An 18,932-nucleotide genomic window follows, 5' to 3' on the forward strand; every position below is an offset into this window, starting at 1 on the left:
TCTCTTTAGAATGGGCGGGTGCCCAAGGTGTCCGAGCAGTACCGCGCCGCGCGCCGCGATGAGATCATCGCCGCCGCCGTGCGCTGCATCCAACGCACGGGATACAGCGGCACTTCGATGGCCGACATCATCGCCGAGACCGGCCTGTCGACCGGCGCGATCTACGGACACTTCGCCGGGAAGCGCGAGATCTTCCTCGCCGTCGCCGAGCACGTTCTCGACGCCAGGCAGGCCGACCTCAGCGCCGCGCGGATCGACGGCTCCCCCCTCTCCCCCGGCGCCCTGATGCGCGTACTGGTCGACGGACTCCGGCGCGAAGCCGTGGGGTCGGTCATCCCGCAGATCTGGGCCGAGGCCGCGGTCGACCCCGACATCCGCGAGATCGCGTCTCGCATCTTCCGTCGCGTCCGCGCACTCATCGAGCCCGAGCTCGCCGCGTGGGCCGCCGCCGTCCCCGGACGGGTCGACGGCGACCCGTCCGCCTGGGCGCACCGCGTCACTCCCGTCGTGCTGGGCGCAGCCCCGGGGTTCCTCGTGCAGCGGGCGGTGTTCGACGGTTTCGACGAAGAGGCCTACCTCGACGGCCTGATCGAGGCGTTCACGCACTGAGCGTTGACCGGGCCCCGGCCCGCGCGCAGACTGGGCCCGCCGTCTCATCCGCAACCGGAGGTCTTCATGAGCACTGCACAGACACCCCTGCCCCCTGTCGTCGATGCCGCCACCTGGCAGCGCGAACTCGATGCCCTCCGCGTGCGCGAGAAGGCGGCGACGCGTGAACTCGACGCGATCGCGGCACAGCGACGCCGGCTGCCGATGGTGCGGATGCCGCAGTACACCCTGGTCGGCGCCGAAGGCCCGGTCCGCCTGAGCGAGGTCTTCGACGGGCACTCCCAGCTGATCGTCTACAACCACATGTGGTCGCCCGGCAACGAGTGGCAGTGCCCCGGCTGCACCGGTTTCACCTCGCAGTTCACGCGGCTCGACGGTCTCGAGCGCTACTACGACGCCCGATTCGTGATCGTGACGAACGGCACGATCGAGGAGGCACTCGCCTACCGCGAACGGGTCGGCAACACCATGGCCTGGTACTCCAGCGCCGACAGCTCGTTCGGGGCCGACGTCGACGCTCCGCCGGACGGCGGCTTCGGCGTCAACGTCTTCCTGCGCGACGGCGACGAGGTGTTCCGCACGTGGCACACGAACGGTCGGGGCACCGAACGCCTGAGCCATCTGCAGGGCCTCGTCGATCTACTGCCCTATGGGCGGCAGGAGGAGTGGGAGGACTCCCCCGAAGGCTGGCCGAAGCATCCGACCTACGCGCAGGGCATGGGGTCGAAAGAGATCGGCGCACTGTACGGGGCGAGGCACTGAGCCCCCGGTCGGGCGCGGTCGCCTGCGCCCTCGTCATCGCTGCCGCCGCGCTCGGGCTCGTCGCCTGCACGGCATCCACTCCCGATGCTCACGCCGGGCATGACGGGGGAACCGACGTCGGGGACTGGTCGATGTTCACCGCCGGCGCCGTGCCCGACTACCAGCTCGGCGGCGCGTACGACCCGACATCCGAGGTCGGCGTCGTCGGCCGCGACCGCGCGGCGGAACCGGCCGACGGCATCTACTCGATCTGCTACGTGAACGGTTTCCAGACCCAGCCGGGCGAGCTCGATCTCTGGGCCGACGACCTGCTCCTGCAGCGCGACGGCGAGCCGGTGTTCGATCCGGACTGGCCCGACGAGGCCCTCGTCGACACGTCGACCCCAGAGCGGAGGAACGGGATCGCCGCGCTCGTCATCCCCTGGATCGAGGGATGCGCCGACGCCGGGTTCGACGCGGTCGAGTTCGACAACCTCGACACGTACACCCGCTCCGATGGCGCGCTGTCGTTCGACGACAACCTCGCCCTCGCGACTCTCCTCGTCGACGCCGCGCACGATGCGGGCCTCGCGGCCGGCCAGAAGAACGCCGCCGAGGATGCCGCCGCGCTGCACGAGCGCGCCGGATTCGACTTCGCGGTGACCGAGGAGTGCGGAGCGTACGAGGAGTGCGAGGCGTACACCGAGGTCTACGGCGACCGGGTGATCGACATCGAATACAGCGACGAACTGCCGCGCTCCTTCGCCGAGATGTGCGCCGATGAGCGGTCGCCGGCATCCATGGTGCTGCGTGACCGCGACCTCACGACGCCCGGCGACGAGGCCTACGTCTTCGAGACCTGCGATTCCTGACGACCGTTCACAGCCGATCCGTTCACGGCCGGCGCCTTTCACAGCCGACGCGTCGTGTCAACGGGCGGGCGGTGCGGGGCGCCGTGCGCGAGGGTGGCTTCGACCACGATCCACCGAGAGGATTCCTCATGACCGACCCCCGCTCGTACCCCGAAGACCAGGGCCCCTTCGATGCCGCCGCCGAGGCGCCGGCCGGTGAGAAGGTGTTCACCGCCGACGACCCGGCCGCGCCCGACGCCGTGCAGTACGACGCCGACCTCGCCGATCCCGAGCCCGACGCCGCATCCGATTCCGACACCGAGTCCGAGTCCGAATCCGACTCAGAGCCCAGACTCGAACCGCTCGAGCTGGGATCCGAGACCGACGTCGATCCCGACCTGGGGCTCACCAACGACTAGTCGGCTCAGACGGCGACGATTCCCTGAAGGTGTGACGATTCCCGGAGGAATTCACGGAATGTCTCCGGGAATCGTCCAGGTCTCGGCGATTCGTCGCCTCAGGTCGCGAGTAGCGGCGACGGCACCCCGACCGGAACGCCCTCGTCGTGCCGCCGCACGGCATCGAGGGCATCGGTGGGGAGCGCGTACCGCGTGGGCAGAGCGAGCCCATGGATCCACAGCACCTCGACCGCACCGTCGTCGAGCTGCGAGACGCACCCGACGGCACGCCTCGGATCGTTCGCTTCGTAGCGGTGGTCGAGAACCAGCCATTCCTTCTCGGCGACCAGTCGTAGCTCGAATCGTGCCTCGGTCATCTCTGACATCTCGGCCTCCCCTATCGAGAGGAGTCTGGTCGCGAACCGCTCGCGGCACCAGCCCCTTGACAGGAGCCGTCGGAACCGCCGGTGCTCTGCGCCGTCCATGGGTGAAGCGGCCGCACAGCACCGGCGTGCGCAGCCAGAGTGGGAGACCGCACCCTCCTCGGGTTCCCGCAACTGCGCAGCATGAACGTATGCGACCCACGATCGGCGCGGCGAGGGGGTTGCCCGGCCGGGCATCGATGCGATATCCGCGAGGTGCCGGGCCGCTACACGCGCGCCGCGCGACGGGTGTTGACCTCGGTCAGCCCGACGATCAGGCCCAGCGCGACCATCGCAGAGACCAGAGCGGTGCCGACCTCCTGCGTGAGCGCGACCGCCAGGACCCCTGCGCTCAGCAGCAGAGCCGTGCCGGCCCAGATCGCCACTGCCCGCGGCCGGCGACCGAACCGCAGAGCGATCACGGCGTTCGTCAGATAGAACAGGGCGATGCCGCCACCCGACGACACCGCGGAGGCGAGCGGCATCCTCTCATCCGGGTGATGGATGCCGGCCGCGATCGCGCCCGAGATCGCGGCGACGCCGGCGACCAGCAGGAACGGCAGAAGGGCGAAGGTGTCACGGATGCCACGGACGTCTCCACGCTCGCGCAGCGACTCGAATCCGGCCGCGAGCGACTCGGCGCTGTAGAGGAAGAAGGTCCAGGCCATCAGCCCGATGATGGCCAGCGACACCGCGGCGCTCAGGCCGGATGCGAGATTCCACGAGCCGTTCATCGTGGCGACGATCGTGAGCACCGATTCACCCAGCACGATCACCACGAGCAGACCGAAGCGTTCCGCGAGATGCTCCACGTTGGCGGACGCGAGCACCCGGTCCGCCCACCGCGACGAGCTCGCGATGAGCAGAACCACCTCGAGCAGGATCGCCGCGGTCCAGGCGGCGAACAACCAGGCCCGCTCGCCGGTCGCCTCGGATGCCGCGACCGCGATCGCCCCGACGGCCACCATCGCCAGCAGCACGCGATCGACAGCTGCCGCCGCGTCAGCCACGGCATTGCGCTGACCACGAAGGTCAGGTTCACCCACGACCACCACACCGACGCGAACAGGGCCAGGAACAGCAGCGGACCCGGCAGGGAGGGACGCTCGTGCAGGCCGAAGGCGAGTTGCCCGACCAGAGCGACGAAGATCAGGTCGAAGAACAGTTCCATCCAGTGCACGCGGCCCGGATCCCGATCCCCTTCTCCGGCTGCCCCGCCGGCGTTGTGCTCGATCACCGGCATCACTAAGGCACGGATGCTCCGGCCGCGGCGACCCTCCCCCTACCTTCGGGGGTCGCCCCGGCCGCGCGACGACCGATCTCTCAGACCACCGACGCCACGCGGCGCTGTGGTCGGGACAGCCCGAGCCGCTCGCGGAGCGTGGACTCCTCGTACTCCGTGCGGGTGAGGCCGCGGCGCTGCAGTTCCGGCACCACGAGGTCGACGAACTCGCGGAAGCCCGACGGCTGCGTGAGCGCCTGCACCACGAAGCCGTCGGCGGCGCCGGATTCGAAGCGCTCCTGGATGTCGTCGGCGAGCTCGTGCACCGAACCGACCGCGACGGACTCCCAGAACGACTCGGCGTACAGCTGACGCGGGGTGAGACGCTCTCCCGCCCTGAGCCGCGCGAGCTGCCGATTGGGAGAGTGCGATTCGTTGGAGATGTCGGTGTCGGGCGCGAGCGAGATCACCGCGTCGGGATCGTCGGGCAGCGTCTGTCCGATCGAGTGGGCGACGTCTTCGACGATGATCGCGTCGGGCGTCGAGGCGAGGAGCCCCGCGGCGCGATCCCGCGCCTCGTCCGTCGTCTCTCCGACGACCGGACGCAGCTGCGGGAGGATCGCCAGATCGTCAGGGCTCCGGCCGTACGCGGCCAGGCGTGCCTTGAGCCCGGCGTAGAACCGCTGCGCCTCGGCCAGCGGAAGCGATCGGGCGAACACGGCATCGGCCGTCGCCGCGGCGAGGTCCTGCCCGGCATCCGATCCACCCGCCTGGAACAGCACCGGGTAGCCCTGCGGCGGTCGCGAGACGTTGAGCGGGCCGCGCACGGCGAAATGGTCTCCGCGGTGGTCGGCCACGCGCAGCTGATCGGCGTCGGCGAACAGTCCGCTCTCGCGGTCGGCGAGGATCGCGTCGTCGCCCCAGCTGTCCCACAGCTGCTGCACGAGATCGACGAACTCGCCGCCGCGCGCGTATCGCAGCGCGTGGTCGAGGTGGGCGTCGCCGCCGAAGTTCCGTGCCTCCTCGTCGTAGCGCGAGGTGACGAGGTTCCACGCGGCCCTACCTCCACTGATGTGATCGAGCGAGGCGATCGCCCGGGCCACATGGTACGGCTCGTTGTAGCTGGTGGAGATCGTGGCGGCAAGTCCGATGTGCGTGGTGCGTGCGGCGAGCGCGGCCAGCAGGGTCAGCGGTTCGAGTCGCGTCTGCCCGTAGTGGTCGACTCCCGACGGGAAGCGGTCCCAGAAGTAGAGGCCGTCGGCCAGGAAGATCGTGTCGAACACGCCCCGCTCGGCGGTCGCCGCGAAGTCGGCGTAGTAGTCGATGTCGACGTGTCGGTGCGGCTCGGCGCTCTCATGGCGCCATCCCGATACGTGCGACCCGCCGGGGTGGAAGAGGAATGCTCCCAGGAGCAGGCGACGGGTCATGCGGCGTACCTTCCGGCGGGTCGTTCGAGTCCGAGGTTCTCGCGCAGCGTGCTGCCGGCGTACTCGGCTGGGTAGATGCCGTGGTCGGTGAGCCGCGGCACGATGTGCTCGACGAAGCGCGTGAGCGTGTCGGGCAGGGTCGGCGCCATCAGGATGAAGCCGTCGGCGGCGCCCTGCTCGTAGCGCTCGATGAGATGAGCGGCGAGCGAGTCGGGAGTGCCGATCGTGAACCGTCGTCGCAGCACCTCCCAGGCGAGCTCGCGCAGCGTGTACGAGCGACGCGAGAGCAGATCGGCGATGGCCTGATAGCCCGACTTCGACTGGTTGAACGCGTCGACGTCGAAGTCGAAGGTGAACGGCTCATCGACGTCGCGTTCGCCGAGGTCGACGCCCAGGTAGTGCGCGAGCAGGTCGACCTGCACCCGCTCGGGGGTCAGCTCGGCGAGCTCGCGGAAGCGCTCCTCCGCATCGGCCGCGGTGTCGCCGATGATGGGCGAGAACCACGGCAGCACCCGCAGGTCGTCGGCGGAGCGGCCGGCGGCGACCGCACGCTGCTTGTAGTCGTCGTAGAGCCGCTGTCCGGACTCCAGCGATCCTCCCCCGAGGGTGAACACGGCATCCGCGGTGCGGCCGGCGAGCGCACGCCCGGCCTCCGATGCCCCGGCCTGGAACAGCGGCGGATGCCCCTGCACCGGACGCGGGATGTTCAGCGGCCCTCGCACCGAGAAGTGCTCTCCGCGATGCTCGAGCACGTGCAGCTTGCTGCGGTCGGCGTAGTGCCCGCTCGCCTTGTCGAAGAGGAAGGCGTCGTCGTCCCACCCGTCCCACAGCCCGTTGACGACGTCGACGAACTCCTCGCCGCGGGCGTATCGGATGCCGTGCTCGAGGTGCGCGTCGCGCCCGAAGTTGCGCGCCTCCTCGTCGCTCGCGCTCGTGACCAGGTTCCACGCCGCGCGGCCCCCGCTGAGGTGGTCGAGCGAGGCGAGCTTGCGGGCCACGTGGTACGGCTCGTTGTAGGTCGTCGACACGGTCGCGGCCAGCCCGATGTTCGTCGTGCGCTGTGAGAGGGCGCCGAGGAGGGTGAAGGGCTCGAGCCGCACGTTCGTACCGTGATCGATACCCGAACGGAAGCGATCCCACACGTAGAGCTCATCGGCGAGGAACAGCGTCGCGAACCGACCGTCCTCCGCGGTCTGCGCGAAGCGGGTCCAGTAGTCCAGATCGAGGTAGGCGTGAGGCTCCGAGCCCGGCGCCCGCCATCCCGTGATGTGCTCACCGCCGGGATAGAACACCCCCGCGGCGAAGACCAGGGGCGCGCGGCTCATGCCGCCACGACCGTCCGCGTCGCCGCATCCAGCGCCGGGGCGACCCGCGTGGTGAACAGTTCGAGCGCATCCTTCTGCTCCTCCACGTCGCGGTACAGCCCGTCGAGCTGGAGCTGCACGTGCGTGGTGTGGGCGAAGGCCGCGTGCCCGGCGATCGAGGCGGCGATGTCATCCGCCGTGCCGTAGTGCAGGTTGAGGCGCTCAGCGATCTGCGCGGTCGAATCCGCCCGCGGCAGGAAGTCCTTCGCCCAGTCCCACTTGGCGCGGAGGCCGTCTTCGGCGCGAGCCAGAGCGTCCTCCCGGCTGCGTCCGGGGAAGATCCAGGTCGAGACCCCGGCGCGGGGCGTCGCGCCCGGGGCGAGTCCGCGATGGTAGGCGGCCGCGGCGACCTCTCCCGGCACGACCTGGGTCGTGCCGATCAGCACACCCTCGCCGCGCTGGCCGGTCTCGAACGCGCTCTGATCGGTGAGGGTCGCGTGCCACACGCGGTCGGCGAGCGCCGGGCGCGCCGGGGCGAGCACCTCTCCCTCGTCGGTGACGGCACCGCCGCGGAGTGCCGCGGTGAGCCGGTCGACGGAGGCGAGGTAGGCCCGACGGCTCTGCGTGCGGTCGTCGATGTGTGTGACCCCGAACGCCGACGCCGTCTGCGGCTGACCGCCGTTGGCGAGGCCGAGTTCGACGCGCCCTCCGCTCAACGCGTCGAGCACCGCGGCATCCTCCGCCACGCGCAGCTCGTGCTCGAGAGGCAGCGTGATCGCGGCGGTGCCGAGTCGCAGCCGCGTGGTGCGGGCCGCGAGCACGCCCAGGAACACGAACGGCGAGGGGAGGCCCCCCAGCCGCCCGGCATCCGGTCGCGCCAGGTGGAACTGCCGCACCCAGGCCGACTCCACGCCCAGACTCTCGGCGTGCACGAACAGGTCGAGGTGGTCGAGGTAGGTCTGCTCGACCGCGCCGCGGTGGTCGGCGAGATGGGCGAACAGCCCGATGTGCAGAGGGGCGGATGACGCGGTGGATGACATGGCCGACACGCTAGGACGGTGCCGCTCCGCGCCGGCACGGCTCCGTCACCGGAGGTCAGAGCACGTCATCCGGCGTCATGCGATGTCACGGTCGGCAACTCACCACCGCTGCGCCCCCCGGTGCCCTTCAATGAACCTGTCGCCCTTCGGAGGAGCACACCATGTCGGATACCGCCGCGATCCTCGCCATCGCCCACGCCACCTACCTGCACGGCGCTCGCACTGCCCGTCGCCGCTGGTTCCGCTGGTGGGCGCGCCGGTGACCGACGCTCCCGTCGCCGTGACGAGGTCGACAGGCGGGTGGATCCCCCTCGCCGCGGTCATCGTCTCCGTCGTGCTCTGGTCGACGACGTATGGGTTGAGCGCGATCGCTCTCGTCTCCGCGTCCCCGGCGGTGCTCTCCGAGTTGCGTCTCGTGCTCTCCGTCCCGCTGCTGCTCGCGCTGATCCTGTTCCTGCGACCGAGCCGAGGCGCGGCGGCACTGCGCCGCGCCCTGCGCCAGCCGCGGTCCGCGCTCCTCGCACTCACCGGCGTCGCCCTCTTCTACCTGCCCAGCAACATCGGCCTCACGCTCTCGACGGCGGGCACCGCCTCGCTCATGTCGGCATCCCTTCCCGTGCTCACCGCCCTGATCGCCTGGTGGGTGATCCGGGAGCGCATCAGTGGCCGCATCGGGCTCGGACTCGCCCTGGTCACGGTCGGCGTCGGCATCGGATCGGCCGGAGTCGTGGAGCTGGGCCTCGGCGCCGCGCTGCTGGTGGCGGGGCTCGCCTCGTACGCGCTGTACACGGTGCTCCTTCGACGAACCGGCGCAGCGGCCGATCCCCGTGCCGAGACCGGCACCTCGGATCCGCTCGTCCTCGCGACGGCCACTGCGGTCTGGGGCGCGGTGCTGCTGCTGCCCTGGCTGTGGTGGGAGCTCGCGACCGGCGCCGCAAGCTGGCCCACGGGCGCTCCCGCCTGGCTGAGCGTCGCGTTCCTCGCTCTGATCGTGACCGGCCCGACGATGGCGCTCTACAGCTATGGCGCCGAGCGCGTGCCGGCCACCGTCGCCGGTACCGCGACCGGTGCCGTGCCCGCGCTCGGGTACGCCTTCGCGGTGCTCCTCGGTGAGCCCCTGATCGCCCTGAAAGCCGCCGGCGCCGCGCTCACGGTCGTCGGGGTGCTGATCGCCGCGGCTCCCGCACGACAGAGACCCGCCGTCATCCGCCCACGCGCATCCGTACCCGAACCGCAGAGAGAAACCGCAGTACCCCAGAGAGAAACCGCAGTACCCCAGAAAGAAGGAGCAGCACCATGACCGATGCAGCAGTCCTCGAAGCCCCCGGCATCGCCACGAACGGGCTCGTCCACCTGGAACAACACGACGGCACCGTGGAGGTGTGGGCGGGCGATGTGCGCATCGCCTCAAGCACGCAGGTGATCGAGCTCCACGAGGTCGATGTGCCCGTGCGCCTGTACTTCCCGCGCGCAGATGTCGACCTCGCGCTGCTGCGCCGGGTCGACGGCACCACGTTCTGCCCGTTCAAGGGTGTCGCGAGCGACTACTGGGCGCTCGCGGCGACCGACGACGACGCGCCGGTGGCGTGGTCGTACCCCGAGCCCATCAGTGCGTTCGCGCCGATCGGCGGGCACATCGCGTTCTACGACGCGCTCGAGATCCGTCTCGTCTCCGCAGGGGCGTGACCGGATGACCAGCACGGGGGCAGCACCGCGACGCGTCGACCGGCCGGTCGCCGAGCCCGGGCCTGTCCCCGTGCGCATTCGCCATTCGAAGGGCAGCGGGGCCCTGGGCACCTTCCGCACCACCGGCGACGTGCGTGCGCTCACCCGCGCGGGTCTCTTCCAGCCCGGCTCTGAGGTCGACGTCGTGGTGCGCTTCTCAGCCACGCTCGGCTATCGGGGAAGCCGCGAGGCCTGGCGCGATCTGCGCGGTTTCGCGGTGAAGTTCCTCACCCCGGAGGGCGAGTACGACCTCGTCGGCAACAACTCCCCCGTGTTCTTCCTGCGCGATGAGGCGACGTTCGCCTCTCTCGTGGTCGCGCACAAGATGTACCGCGACGGCGCCGTGTTCGACTACGACCGGCTGTGGGACTTCTGGACCTCTCACCCCGAGACCGCGCATCAGGTGGCGTGGCTGCTGAGCGATCGTGGCATCCCGCGGTCGTGGCGGCATCAGGACGGCTTCGGGTCGCACACCTTCCAATGGGTGAACGCCGCGGGCGAACGCTTCTGGATCAAATACCACCTGCGCACCGACCAGGGCAACGAGTACCTCTCCGAACAGGATGCCGAGCGGATCAGCGGCACCGAGGTCGACCACCAGCGCGACGATCTGCGTGCGGCGATCGAGCGTGGCGATCACCCCTCCTGGACCCTGTCGGTGCAGGCGATGCCGTATGAGGCTGCGCGCACCGCCGGGTTCAACGTGTTCGACCTGACGAAAGTCTGGCCCAAGGCGGAGCATCCGCTGATCGAGGTCGGCCGGCTGGTACTCGACCGCAATCCCGACGACGAACTGGGCCAGATCGAGCAGGCCGCGTTCGCCCCCTCGAGCTTCGTGCCCGGCATCGGTCCGAGCCCCGATCCGATGCTGCTGTCGCGCATCGACGCGTACTGGCGCTTCCACCAGCACCGGGTCAAGGACGACGTCGCCCACCGCGCTCCCGTCGCCTTCACTCCGGCCGGCGCCGACACCGGCTGGGACGACGATCTCGCCCTGCTCGCCCGCGACCCGCATCCCGAACACGACTTCGCGCAGGCCGGCGACCTCGTGCGCCACGTGCTCGACGACGCCGCCCGCGCGCGGCTGCGCGCGACCGTCGTCTCCCAGCTCGCGGAGATCACGGATGCGGAACTGCGCGACCGCGCGCTCGCCTACTGGTCGCGGATCGACGAAGCGGAGGGCGCGGCGATCGCCGACGCCCTCCGCTGATCGGCGGCTCCTCCCGCAGGAGCCGCCGATCCTTCGCCAGACCTAGGCGGCGACCTCGCTGAGTGTTCGCGAGCGGTCGCCGCGCAGGCTGCGGGCGGCATCCACGAGGGATGCCGAGTAGGGATGCTGAGGATCGCCGAGCACCTCGTCGACCGGGCCGGTCTCGACGATGCGTCCGTGGCGGAGCACCGCGACGCGATGGGCGATGCGCCGCACTACCGCGAGGTCGTGCGTGATGAACAGGTACGACACCCCGGTGCGCTCCTGGAGCTCCACGAGCAGATCGAGCACCCGCGCCTGCACGCTCACATCGAGTGCCGAGGTCGGCTCATCGCAGATGACCAGCGGACTGCGGCCCGCGAAAGCACGGGCGATCGCCACGCGTTGCTTCTGCCCTCCGGAGAGCTCGTCGGGCAGCTTGTCGAGCACGGTCGGGGGGAGTCCCGTCGACAGCGCGAGCTCTTCGGCATCCGTCTCGCCGTGGAGCAGCTGGATCGACCGCGTGAGCGTCTGCCGCACGGTGCGCCGCGGGTTCAACGTGGCATCGGGGCTCTGGAACACGAACTGCACGGGCACGGTCGATGAGGGATCGTCGCGGTGCAGGGTGATGGCACCTTCTGCGCGGGCCAGCCCCGCGATCACGCGGCCCAGCGTGGTCTTCCCACTCCCCGACTCGCCCACCAGACCGAGCACCTCGCCCCGGCCGATGTCGAGATCGACGTGGTCGAGCGCGAGCGTCGAGCCGTAGCTCTTGGTCACGCCGCGAACCGACAGCAGCGGCTCGGCGTGCACCGGAGCGGCCGGCCGTGGTGCCGCATCGAGCGGAGGCACCGCGTCGACGAGCAGGCGCGAGTAGTCGTGCCGCGGCTCCTCGACGACCTGCTCGGCGGTGCCGTATTCGACCAGCACGCCGCGCTCCAGCACACCGATCCGCTCGGCGTGGGCGGCGACCAGCGGGAGATTGTGGCTGATGAGCAGAGTCGCGAATCCGCGCTCGTGCCGCAGCCGACCGACCAGTGCGATGACCTCCGCCTCGACGCGGCTGTCGAGGCCCGTCGTCGGCTCGTCGAGGATGAGCAGGCGCGGGTCGGCGGCGAGCGCCATCGCGATCACGACGCGCTGCTGCTGCCCGCCCGAAAGCTCGTGCGGGAACCGGTGCACCAGATGCACGGGATCGGGCAGGCCCACATCGTCGAACGCGGCGAGGGTCGCCGCGCGGGCGGCAGACGCTCCGAGCCCTTGCAGCCGGTAGGTCTCGGCGACCTGACTGCCGACGGTCCTGGTGGGGTTGAGGGCGCGTGCGGGCTCCTGGTAGACGAAGCCGATCCGGCTGCGGCGGTAGTCGCGCAGCGCGCGCGTGCCCAGCTCGAGCACATCGTGCCCTGCCACCACCAGCCGATCGGCGGAGATCTGCGCGCCCGGCGGAAGATAGCGGGCGAGGGCGAACGCGATCGTGCTCTTCCCCGATCCGGACTCACCCACGAGTCCCAGCGCGCCACGGGGCGCGATGTCGAAGTCGACACCGTCGACCGCGCGGTGCCGTTCGCCGTCGACCTCGTAGTCCACTCTCAATCCGCGCACGCTCACCAGGGGCTCAGTCATCGTCGGAAGACCTCTCGGAAGTTGTCGGCGATCAGGTTGAGGGAGACGACGAGGGAGGCGATCGCCAGGGTCGGGAACGCCAGGGTCCACCACGCGGCCTGCAGGTAGGAGCGGTTCTCATTGACCGCGAGGCCCCAGTCGGGAGAGGGCGGCGCCGAGGCCAGCCCGAGGAACGACAGCGACGACGAGATGAAGATCGCTCCCGCGATGCTCAGCGTCGCCTGCACGAGCACCTGCGGCCAGATGTTCGGCAGCAGTTCGCGGAAGATCACGCGCGTGGCGCTCTCGCCCTGGATGCGGGCGCTGGGCACATACTGCTTGCCCATCTCGACCAGCACGGCGGCTCGCACGATGCGGGCGATACCCGGGGCGAAGAGGATGCCGACGGCGATCACGATCGTGAGCGGACTGCCCCCGAACGCTCCGACGATCACGAGCAGGAAGATCAGGGTCGGCAGGGTGAGGAACACGTCGAAGCCGCGCATGAAGAGCTGGTCGATCCATCCGCGTCGGAAGCCGGCGATGAGTCCGAGCGTCGCGCCGATCGTCGTCGCCAACGCGGCGCCGAACGGACCGACCAGCAACGCGGGCTCCGCGCCGGCGAGCACACGCGCGAACACATCGCGGCCGATGCGGTCGGTGCCGAACCAGTGCGCGAGGCTCGGCGCGGACAGGCGTGAGCCGGTGTCGCCGAAGGGATCGAGACCGAGCAGTCGCCACCCCACGGCTGCGAACACCCAGAACAGCACGATGACCGCGCTGATCGTGAAGCTCGGGCGGGCGAGGAGCGCCCTCCACCGGCGTTCGCGCGACGATACGGTTCGTGCCGGTCGCACGGCACGCTCGGTGGCGCGGACGTTCACACTGATGGCCATGTCATTCCCCCTCGTCGAAGCGCACGCGCGGGTCGATGAGCAGCAAGGCGATGTCGGTGAGCAGCAGGGCGAGCAGCGAGATCACGCCGGTCACCATGACCCCCGACTCGAGCAGGAAGATGTCCTTCTCGACCGTCGCCGTCACCAGCAGCGCGCCGAGGCCCGGGTAGCCGAACAGCGTCTCGACGATCGCACTGCCGCCGAGCAGGCTGCCCAGATAGATGCCCAGCAGTGACACGGTCGGGATCACCGCGTTGCGCGCGACATGCCCCACCAGCAGCCGGGGCCCGTGGAGCCCCTTGATCACGGCGGTGCGGTAGTACTGCGAGTCGAGGGTGTCGAGCACGCCCGTGCGGGTCATGCGGGCGAGCACCGAGAGATACCCGAGCGCAAGGGTGACGGCCGGCAGCACGAGGGCCCGCAGCACCTCCCCCGGATCTCCGTCGAGGCTGATCGACGACTGGATGGGGAACCACCGCAGCGTCAGGCTGAAGACGATCAGCAGCAGCACACCGACCACGAACTCGGGCACCGAGGCGAGCGACATGAGCCCGATGGTCAGGGCGCGGTCTGTACGCGATCCTTCGCGGCGGGCCTGGATCGCGCCGAGCGCGAAAGCGACCGGCACCAGGATCACGAAGGCGACGGCGCCGAGGAAGAGCGAGTTGCCGAGCCGGCCCAGCACCAGGTCGCGCACCGGTGCCGCGTAGATCAGGCTCGTTCCCCAGTCGCCGGTCACGAAGCCGACGAGCCACGAGAAGTAACGCTCGATGATCGGCCCCGTGAGTCCGTGCGCCTCGTTCCAGGCCTGCACCTGCTCCGAGGTGGCGTACTGCCCCAGCGCGTTGCGGCCGGGGTCGCCCGGCACGATCTTGATGAGCCAGAACACCAGCACCGAGACCACGAGCAGCACGATCGGCACCTGCAGCAGACGCTGACCGATCAGTCGCGGCACCTGGCTGTGGCGCGAGCGCAGGACCGCCAGCCCTCGTCGGGCGTTCGCCGAGGCGGTGTCGCTCGAAGAGAGGCTGACGGTCACGATGTCACTCCCCCTCGACCGAGATGCCGGCGAAGTTGTAGCCGGCCCAGAAGTCGAGCGGTGCGACGAACTCGCCGGTCACGCGCTTGTTCTGCAGCACCTCCGACCGTGCGAGGGCGGGGATGATGGTCGGCACCTGATCCCACTGCTCCTGCGCGATCTCGGTGATCAGCTGCTGCCGCTCGCCGTCGTCGGTGGTCGCATCGAACGCGGCGACCTTCTTCTCGAGGTCGGCGTCGGTGAAGTTCGACGCGTTCCATGCCGCGCCGGTGGCGTAGAACAGGCCGTAGTACTGCGACGGCACGCGCTTGCCCCAGCTGGTGATGGTGAGCGGTGCGTTGAGCCACGGCGAGTCGGCGCCCTCGGCGTAGTACTGCTCGTCGGAGAGCACGTCGAGCGTCACGTCGAAGCCGTCGATGGCGTTCAGCTGCTGCTGGAGCACCTCGCCGAAGAGCTGGAACGACGTCGTGATGGTGAACGACACCTCGCGGCCGTCCAGCAGCTCCGCGACCTTGTCGAGATCCTGCTCGCGCTGCGGGACGTCCAGCGGCTGCGGCAGATAGTCGGGAAGCACCGGGTAGTCGTCGCCGACCGCGGCCGTGCCGCCGTAGACGTTGTCGACGATGCCCTGCCGGTCGACCGCCCAGGCCAGCGCCTCGCGGATGGTGACGTCGTCGAACGGTGCCTTCGTGACATCGAGATGGATGCCGTAGAAGTAGCTGTAGCCCGCCGAGAGCGTGTCGTAGTCGTCGGCGTTCACGGTCGCGAGCACGTCGGGCGACACGTTGATCCTATCGATCTCCCCCGCCTGGAACGCCAGCGCCGTGGCCTGCGGATCCTTGTAGATCGTGAGCTCGACGCCGTCGAGGTCGATCTGATCGGCGTTCCAGTAGTCGGGGTTCTTGGCGTAGGTGATGCTCTCGCCCACCGTGTAGTCCTCGAGCACGAACTGTCCGGCACCGACGGGGTTCTTGAGCCACGCACCCGGCTCGTAGTCGGCGGGCAGGATGCCGGTGTTGTTGCCGGCGATCAGCCGTGGGAAGTCCGAGAACGGACGCACGAGCGTGAACACGACGGTCGTGTCGCCGTCGGCGGCGACCGAGTCGAGGATGCCGGTGAACGCGCTCTTCGCCGGCGAGATGCTGTCGTCGCCGATGATGGCGTCGAAGGTCGCCACGACGTCGGCGCTGGTGACCGGTGTGCCGTCGTTGAAGAGGGCGCCGTCGCGCAGCGTGAACGTCCACGACAGGCCGTCGTCGGATGCCGCCCACTCGGTGGCGAGCCGCGGCAGCGCCTCGCCGTCGGCCGTGAAGCTGACCAGCTGCTCGGTCACGAGACCGGTGATGAGCTGGGCGTCGCTGTCGGCGACGGTGAGCGGGTCGAGCTCGGCGCCGGGGTCGCTGATGCCGATGCGGTAGATCGCCTCGCCGGCCTCTCCGCCGGTGGTGGCGGGAGCGGCGGTCGCGCACCCGGCGAGGGCCAGCGCGGCGACGCCGAGGGCGGCCAGGAGCGAGAGGGATCGGCGACGGCCGGGAGGAAGGGGGCGGTGGAGGGTCATGTGCGGTGTCCTTGGTGTCGGGAGGGGAGCGCTAGCGCGCGAGGGGCTCTGCCGTGTCCACCTGGACGCGGTCGGAGTAGAAGGCGACGTACCCGGCGATGGGCTGCAGGTACTCGAACGGCGTCGGGTACGACCAGGCGACGTCGGTGGCGGGGTCGCTCGCGAGCGCCCAGTAGTCGTCGGCGTCACCCTTGACCGGGCAGTGGCTGCGCGACTCGGTCGGCTGCAGGAGCGTGAAGTCGACGTCGTCGCGGGGCAGGTAGTAGCGGTCGTCGTGACCGGTCTCGCGCAGCACGATCGCGCGGGATGAGTCGGCGATGGCGTGTCCGCCGGCGGTCACGCGCACGCGATGCGCGGCGGGTTCGGTGGTCACGGTGTGCGTGCGCTCGGCAGCGGTGTTCGACATGGTCGCTTCTCCATCGGGTGCGGGGGGACGACGCTGTGTCGCGCCGTAGAGACATCAAAGCGCCAGGGATGGATGCTGCGCCGTGAGGTTCCGCATGATGTCGACACATGTCGCCGCATGTCGCGTTCGGGAGAGCGTGGGACCCCGACGAATCGCCGAGGGGATGACGAATCGCCGAGGAATCGACCGAAAAGTTCGGCGAATCGTCCAGGTGTCCTCGAATCGTCAACCAAAAGACGACGATGCCCGCCGGAGTCCGGCGGGCATCGTCGTTCGATGTGGTGATGTATCGAGGCGGTGGATCAGACCAGCGCGGCGCGCAGACCTGCCGCTGCGGCTCCGACGTCCGGGGCGCCGTAGATCGCTCCGCCGGCGACGGCGATCTGGGCGCCCGCGGCTCGCACGGCGGCGATGGATGTGGCGTTGACGCCGCCCGCGACCGAGAACGGCACGCCGGCGGCGCGACCGGCCTCGAGCAGACCGTCGAGCGAGTAGCCCTCCTTCGCCTGCTCGTCGAGTCCGGCGTGCATCTCCACGAACTCGGCGCCGAGGGCGACGACCTCCTTCGCGCGGGCGGCCTTGTCGGCGACACCGATCAGGTCGACGACGATGCCCTTGCCGTGCTTCGACGCCGCCTTGACGGCGCCCACGATGGTGCTGTCGTCGGCCGAGCCGAGCACCGTCACGAGGTCGGCGCCGGCGGCGAAGGCGATCTCGGCCTCGAGCTCTCCGGCATCCATCGTCTTCAGATCGGCGAACACGACCTTGTCGGGGTGGGCCTGCTTCATCGCGGTGACGACAGACAAGCCTTCGCTCTTGATCAGCGGGGTGCCGAGTTCGAGGATGTCGACGTGCGGGGCGGCCGCCGCGGCCAGGTCGAGCGCGGCCTCGGTGGTGAGGGTGTCGATGGCGAACTGGATCTTCATGGTCCTGCTTTCGTGTGGAGTCGGCCGGGCGGCCGGGGATCATTCGAGGTTGGAGTGACGCGGCCACAGCTCATCGGCGGACAGGCCGCTGCGCTGCCAGAGCGTGTGGAACAGGGCGTCTCCGAGCAACACGACGGTCTGCTCGAAGAGACTCCCGGCGTACTGGGCGGATGCGGCCCCGGAGCGGTCGAGCTTGCCCGCCGCCGGCACGGTCACGACCACGGACGACAGCTCGGCGACCGGCGACTCCGGGGCGGTGGTGATCGTCGCGACCACAGCGCCGAGGCTCTGCGCCGTGGTGGCTGCGCGGACGATCCCGGGGGTCGTGCCGGAGCCGGTGGCCGTGAGCAGCAGGTCGCCGCGTTCGATCGCTGGTGTCGTGGTGTCGCCGACGACGAACACCGTGAGGCCGAGATGCATGAGCCGCATCGCCGTCATCCGCAGCGCGAGGCCGGAACGCCCGGCACCCAGGAGGAACACCCGGTCGGCGTCGCGCGCGGCCTCCGCGAGCGCGGTGATCGCGGCAGCATCCGTGTGTGCGAGGGCGCGCAGTGCGGCATCCACCTCGCTCTGCACGGTGCGGATCGCATCGACGACGGTGAGGGTGGCGGTGCTCATCTTCCGATTATCGAAACGATCGCTGCACCACGGACTCCGCCGAATGGCTGGAAGGTCTAGCCGTTCGGCTAACACTCCCCGATCGGCTAGTTTTGCTGCATGGCCACCACCGTCACCTCGCAGGCCGCCGTCACCTCGCAGGCGGCGCGCGTGCGTTCGTCGGAGATCGCGCGCACCCTCGCCGAGCAGTCCGACCGGCACGCCGTCACCCTCGAGTCGCTCCTCGCCGTGTTGCGCTCCTCCCGACTCGGCGATCAGGCCGCGCGCCAGAACGCGATCGAGGTCGCGGCGAACGCCCTCGTCGAGCTGCGGACCACGTCCGATGTGCGCGAGAACGAAGTACTCGAACCCGTGGTCGGGGCCTTCGCGCGGTTGAAGAGTGACCTGCGCCCCCTCGTGCGCTTCGGGCGCCTCGACGTGCAGTTCGTCGAGCCGCCCGCGAACGGCCGTGCCCTCCCGGGTGCGGTCGCGCTGTCTGCTCGCGCGATCGTGCGCAATGCCGTGCTCGCGTTCGCGGATGCCGACGAGGCCCGCCGTGTGCGCATCCAGTGGGACTGCGACGGCCTCAACCTGCTCATCGGCATCCGCGATGACGGGCGGGGCGAACTCAGCGCGCACGACGACGCCCTGCGCCGGATCGCGGAGCAAGTCAGCGCCACCGACGGCACCCTCCGCGTCTCGTCGACCCCGGGCTGGGGCAGCGACCTCACCATCGTGCTGCCGTTGGACCCGCCGCCGACGCTCGCCTCAGGAGTCGAGGATGCCGTCGACCTCAGCGATCGCGAGCGTGAGATCCTGCGCCACCTGAGCACCGGCGCGCGCAACGCCGAGATCGCGGCCGAGCTGCGGGTGAGCCCGCACACGGTGAAGTTCCACGTCTCGAAGCTGCTGCGCAAGACCGGCGCCCGAAACCGGGCCGAACTGGCCGCCCTCGCCCGCTGAGGTCTCAGGGTGCCCGC

Annotated in this window: 20 protein-coding genes; 8 read left to right on the top strand and 12 right to left on the bottom strand. The window is 70.1% G+C overall.

Features of this window, described 5'->3' with window-relative positions; all coding sequences use genetic code 11:
* Nucleotides 1-18 precede the first annotated feature (18 nt).
* The 4 genes from P0Y60_16610 (at nt 19) to P0Y60_16625 (ending at nt 2,620) form a co-directional block, all read left to right on the top strand.
* Nucleotides 19-609, top strand: coding sequence for a TetR/AcrR family transcriptional regulator (locus P0Y60_16610; GenBank protein WEK60901.1), 591 nt, complete (start codon nt 19-21; stop codon nt 607-609).
* A gap of 66 nt (nt 610-675) precedes the next feature.
* Nucleotides 676-1,371 carry a DUF899 family protein gene (locus P0Y60_16615; GenBank protein WEK60902.1) on the top strand — a complete coding sequence of 232 codons (696 nt, stop codon included), beginning with the start codon at nt 676-678 and terminating at the stop codon, nt 1,369-1,371.
* Between the two features lie 131 nt (nt 1,372-1,502).
* Nucleotides 1,503-2,222 (top strand): endo alpha-1,4 polygalactosaminidase, encoded by a 720-nt coding sequence (locus P0Y60_16620; protein ID WEK60903.1) that lies wholly within the window; start codon nt 1,503-1,505, stop codon nt 2,220-2,222.
* Between the two features lie 128 nt (nt 2,223-2,350).
* Nucleotides 2,351-2,620: a hypothetical protein gene (locus P0Y60_16625; protein ID WEK60904.1), complete on the top strand. Its 270-nt coding sequence runs from the start codon at nt 2,351-2,353 to the stop codon at nt 2,618-2,620.
* 98 nt (nt 2,621-2,718) lie between these two features.
* On the opposite strand, the gene P0Y60_16630 is transcribed toward P0Y60_16625, so the two are convergent.
* From P0Y60_16630 to P0Y60_16650, 5 genes are all read right to left on the bottom strand, one after another.
* Nucleotides 2,719-2,976 (bottom strand): hypothetical protein, encoded by a 258-nt coding sequence (locus P0Y60_16630; protein WEK60905.1) that lies wholly within the window; start codon nt 2,974-2,976, stop codon nt 2,719-2,721.
* A 272-nt stretch (nt 2,977-3,248) separates the two neighbouring features.
* The gene (locus tag P0Y60_16635; protein WEK60906.1) at nt 3,249-4,067 is read right to left on the bottom strand and encodes a low temperature requirement protein A; all 819 of its coding nucleotides are present in this window, start codon (nt 4,065-4,067) and stop codon (nt 3,249-3,251) included.
* Nucleotides 4,068-4,344: 277 nt separating this feature from the next.
* Entirely contained in the window at nt 4,345-5,670 is a 1,326-nt protein-coding gene (locus tag P0Y60_16640) for an NtaA/DmoA family FMN-dependent monooxygenase (GenBank protein ID WEK60907.1), read from the bottom strand.
* Nucleotides 5,667-6,995: an LLM class flavin-dependent oxidoreductase gene (locus P0Y60_16645; GenBank protein ID WEK60908.1), complete on the bottom strand. Its 1,329-nt coding sequence runs from the start codon at nt 6,993-6,995 to the stop codon at nt 5,667-5,669. Before P0Y60_16645 ends, P0Y60_16640 begins: the two co-directional genes overlap by 4 nt.
* Nucleotides 6,992-8,014 (bottom strand): LLM class flavin-dependent oxidoreductase, encoded by a 1,023-nt coding sequence (locus tag P0Y60_16650; GenBank protein WEK60909.1) that lies wholly within the window; start codon nt 8,012-8,014, stop codon nt 6,992-6,994. Before P0Y60_16650 ends, P0Y60_16645 begins: the two co-directional genes overlap by 4 nt.
* A 259-nt stretch (nt 8,015-8,273) precedes the next feature.
* Here P0Y60_16650 and P0Y60_16655 point away from each other — a divergent pair, with 259 nt between their 5' ends.
* The 3 genes from P0Y60_16655 (at nt 8,274) to P0Y60_16665 (ending at nt 10,949) form a co-directional block, all read left to right on the top strand.
* Nucleotides 8,274-9,314 (top strand): DMT family transporter, encoded by a 1,041-nt coding sequence (locus tag P0Y60_16655; protein ID WEK60910.1) that lies wholly within the window; start codon nt 8,274-8,276, stop codon nt 9,312-9,314.
* Complete coding sequence (locus P0Y60_16660; protein WEK60911.1) at nt 9,311-9,700, top strand: DUF427 domain-containing protein; 390 nt, start codon at nt 9,311-9,313, stop codon at nt 9,698-9,700. Before P0Y60_16655 ends, P0Y60_16660 begins: the two co-directional genes overlap by 4 nt.
* Before the next feature lie 70 nt (nt 9,701-9,770).
* Nucleotides 9,771-10,949 (top strand): catalase, encoded by a 1,179-nt coding sequence (locus P0Y60_16665; GenBank protein WEK60912.1) that lies wholly within the window; start codon nt 9,771-9,773, stop codon nt 10,947-10,949.
* A 42-nt stretch (nt 10,950-10,991) separates the two neighbouring features.
* On the opposite strand, the gene P0Y60_16670 is transcribed toward P0Y60_16665, so the two are convergent.
* From P0Y60_16670 to hxlB, 7 genes are all read right to left on the bottom strand, one after another.
* Complete coding sequence (locus tag P0Y60_16670; GenBank protein ID WEK60913.1) at nt 10,992-12,551, bottom strand: ABC transporter ATP-binding protein; 1,560 nt, start codon at nt 12,549-12,551, stop codon at nt 10,992-10,994.
* Nucleotides 12,548-13,426 (bottom strand): ABC transporter permease, encoded by an 879-nt coding sequence (locus tag P0Y60_16675; protein ID WEK60914.1) that lies wholly within the window; start codon nt 13,424-13,426, stop codon nt 12,548-12,550. The genes P0Y60_16670 and P0Y60_16675 overlap by 4 nt, the downstream gene beginning before the upstream one ends.
* 1 nt (nt 13,427) lies before the next feature.
* Complete coding sequence (locus P0Y60_16680) at nt 13,428-14,465, bottom strand: ABC transporter permease (GenBank protein ID WEK60915.1); 1,038 nt, start codon at nt 14,463-14,465, stop codon at nt 13,428-13,430.
* Nucleotides 14,466-14,469: 4 nt separating this feature from the next.
* A complete protein-coding gene (locus P0Y60_16685; protein WEK60916.1) occupies nt 14,470-16,023 on the bottom strand; it encodes an ABC transporter substrate-binding protein in 1,554 nt (517 codons plus the stop codon).
* Nucleotides 16,024-16,054: 31 nt separating this feature from the next.
* Nucleotides 16,055-16,429, bottom strand: coding sequence for a DUF427 domain-containing protein (locus P0Y60_16690; GenBank protein ID WEK60917.1), 375 nt, complete (start codon nt 16,427-16,429; stop codon nt 16,055-16,057).
* Between the two features lie 302 nt (nt 16,430-16,731).
* On the bottom strand, nt 16,732-17,355 hold the full coding sequence (locus P0Y60_16695) for an orotidine 5'-phosphate decarboxylase (protein ID WEK60918.1): 624 nt from the start codon (nt 17,353-17,355) through the stop codon (nt 16,732-16,734).
* 39 nt (nt 17,356-17,394) lie between these two features.
* Nucleotides 17,395-17,973 carry a 6-phospho-3-hexuloisomerase gene (gene hxlB / locus P0Y60_16700; GenBank protein WEK60919.1) on the bottom strand — a complete coding sequence of 193 codons (579 nt, stop codon included), beginning with the start codon at nt 17,971-17,973 and terminating at the stop codon, nt 17,395-17,397.
* A 99-nt stretch (nt 17,974-18,072) separates the two neighbouring features.
* Between hxlB and P0Y60_16705 the strand changes: the two genes are divergently transcribed.
* A complete protein-coding gene (locus tag P0Y60_16705; GenBank protein WEK60920.1) occupies nt 18,073-18,915 on the top strand; it encodes a LuxR C-terminal-related transcriptional regulator in 843 nt (280 codons plus the stop codon).
* Nucleotides 18,916-18,932 lie beyond the last annotated feature (17 nt).

It is taken from the genome of Candidatus Microbacterium colombiense (genome assembly GCA_029203165.1).
Lineage (GTDB): Bacteria > Actinomycetota > Actinomycetes > Actinomycetales > Microbacteriaceae > Microbacterium > Microbacterium colombiense.

Excerpts from the sequence above, each read along its gene's own strand:
- P0Y60_16615 (WEK60902.1), top strand. The coding sequence starts at position 676 with ATGAGCACTGCACAGACACCCCTGCCCCCTGTCGTCGATGCCGCCACC.
- P0Y60_16620 (WEK60903.1), top strand. The coding sequence starts at position 1,503 with ATGTTCACCGCCGGCGCCGTGCCCGACTACCAGCTCGGCGGCGCGTAC.
- P0Y60_16625 (WEK60904.1), top strand. The coding sequence starts at position 2,351 with ATGACCGACCCCCGCTCGTACCCCGAAGACCAGGGCCCCTTCGATGCC.
- P0Y60_16630 (WEK60905.1), bottom strand. The coding sequence starts at position 2,976 with ATGACCGAGGCACGATTCGAGCTACGACTGGTCGCCGAGAAGGAATGG.
- P0Y60_16640 (WEK60907.1), bottom strand. The coding sequence starts at position 5,670 with ATGACCCGTCGCCTGCTCCTGGGAGCATTCCTCTTCCACCCCGGCGGG.
- P0Y60_16645 (WEK60908.1), bottom strand. The coding sequence starts at position 6,995 with ATGAGCCGCGCGCCCCTGGTCTTCGCCGCGGGGGTGTTCTATCCCGGC.
- P0Y60_16650 (WEK60909.1), bottom strand. The coding sequence starts at position 8,014 with ATGTCATCCACCGCGTCATCCGCCCCTCTGCACATCGGGCTGTTCGCC.
- P0Y60_16660 (WEK60911.1), top strand. The coding sequence starts at position 9,311 with ATGACCGATGCAGCAGTCCTCGAAGCCCCCGGCATCGCCACGAACGGG.
- P0Y60_16670 (WEK60913.1), bottom strand. The coding sequence starts at position 12,551 with ATGACTGAGCCCCTGGTGAGCGTGCGCGGATTGAGAGTGGACTACGAG.
- P0Y60_16675 (WEK60914.1), bottom strand. The coding sequence starts at position 13,426 with ATGGCCATCAGTGTGAACGTCCGCGCCACCGAGCGTGCCGTGCGACCG.
- P0Y60_16685 (WEK60916.1), bottom strand. The coding sequence starts at position 16,023 with ATGACCCTCCACCGCCCCCTTCCTCCCGGCCGTCGCCGATCCCTCTCG.
- P0Y60_16690 (WEK60917.1), bottom strand. The coding sequence starts at position 16,429 with ATGTCGAACACCGCTGCCGAGCGCACGCACACCGTGACCACCGAACCC.
- P0Y60_16695 (WEK60918.1), bottom strand. The coding sequence starts at position 17,355 with ATGAAGATCCAGTTCGCCATCGACACCCTCACCACCGAGGCCGCGCTC.
- hxlB (WEK60919.1), bottom strand. The coding sequence starts at position 17,973 with ATGAGCACCGCCACCCTCACCGTCGTCGATGCGATCCGCACCGTGCAG.
- P0Y60_16705 (WEK60920.1), top strand. The coding sequence starts at position 18,073 with ATGGCCACCACCGTCACCTCGCAGGCCGCCGTCACCTCGCAGGCGGCG.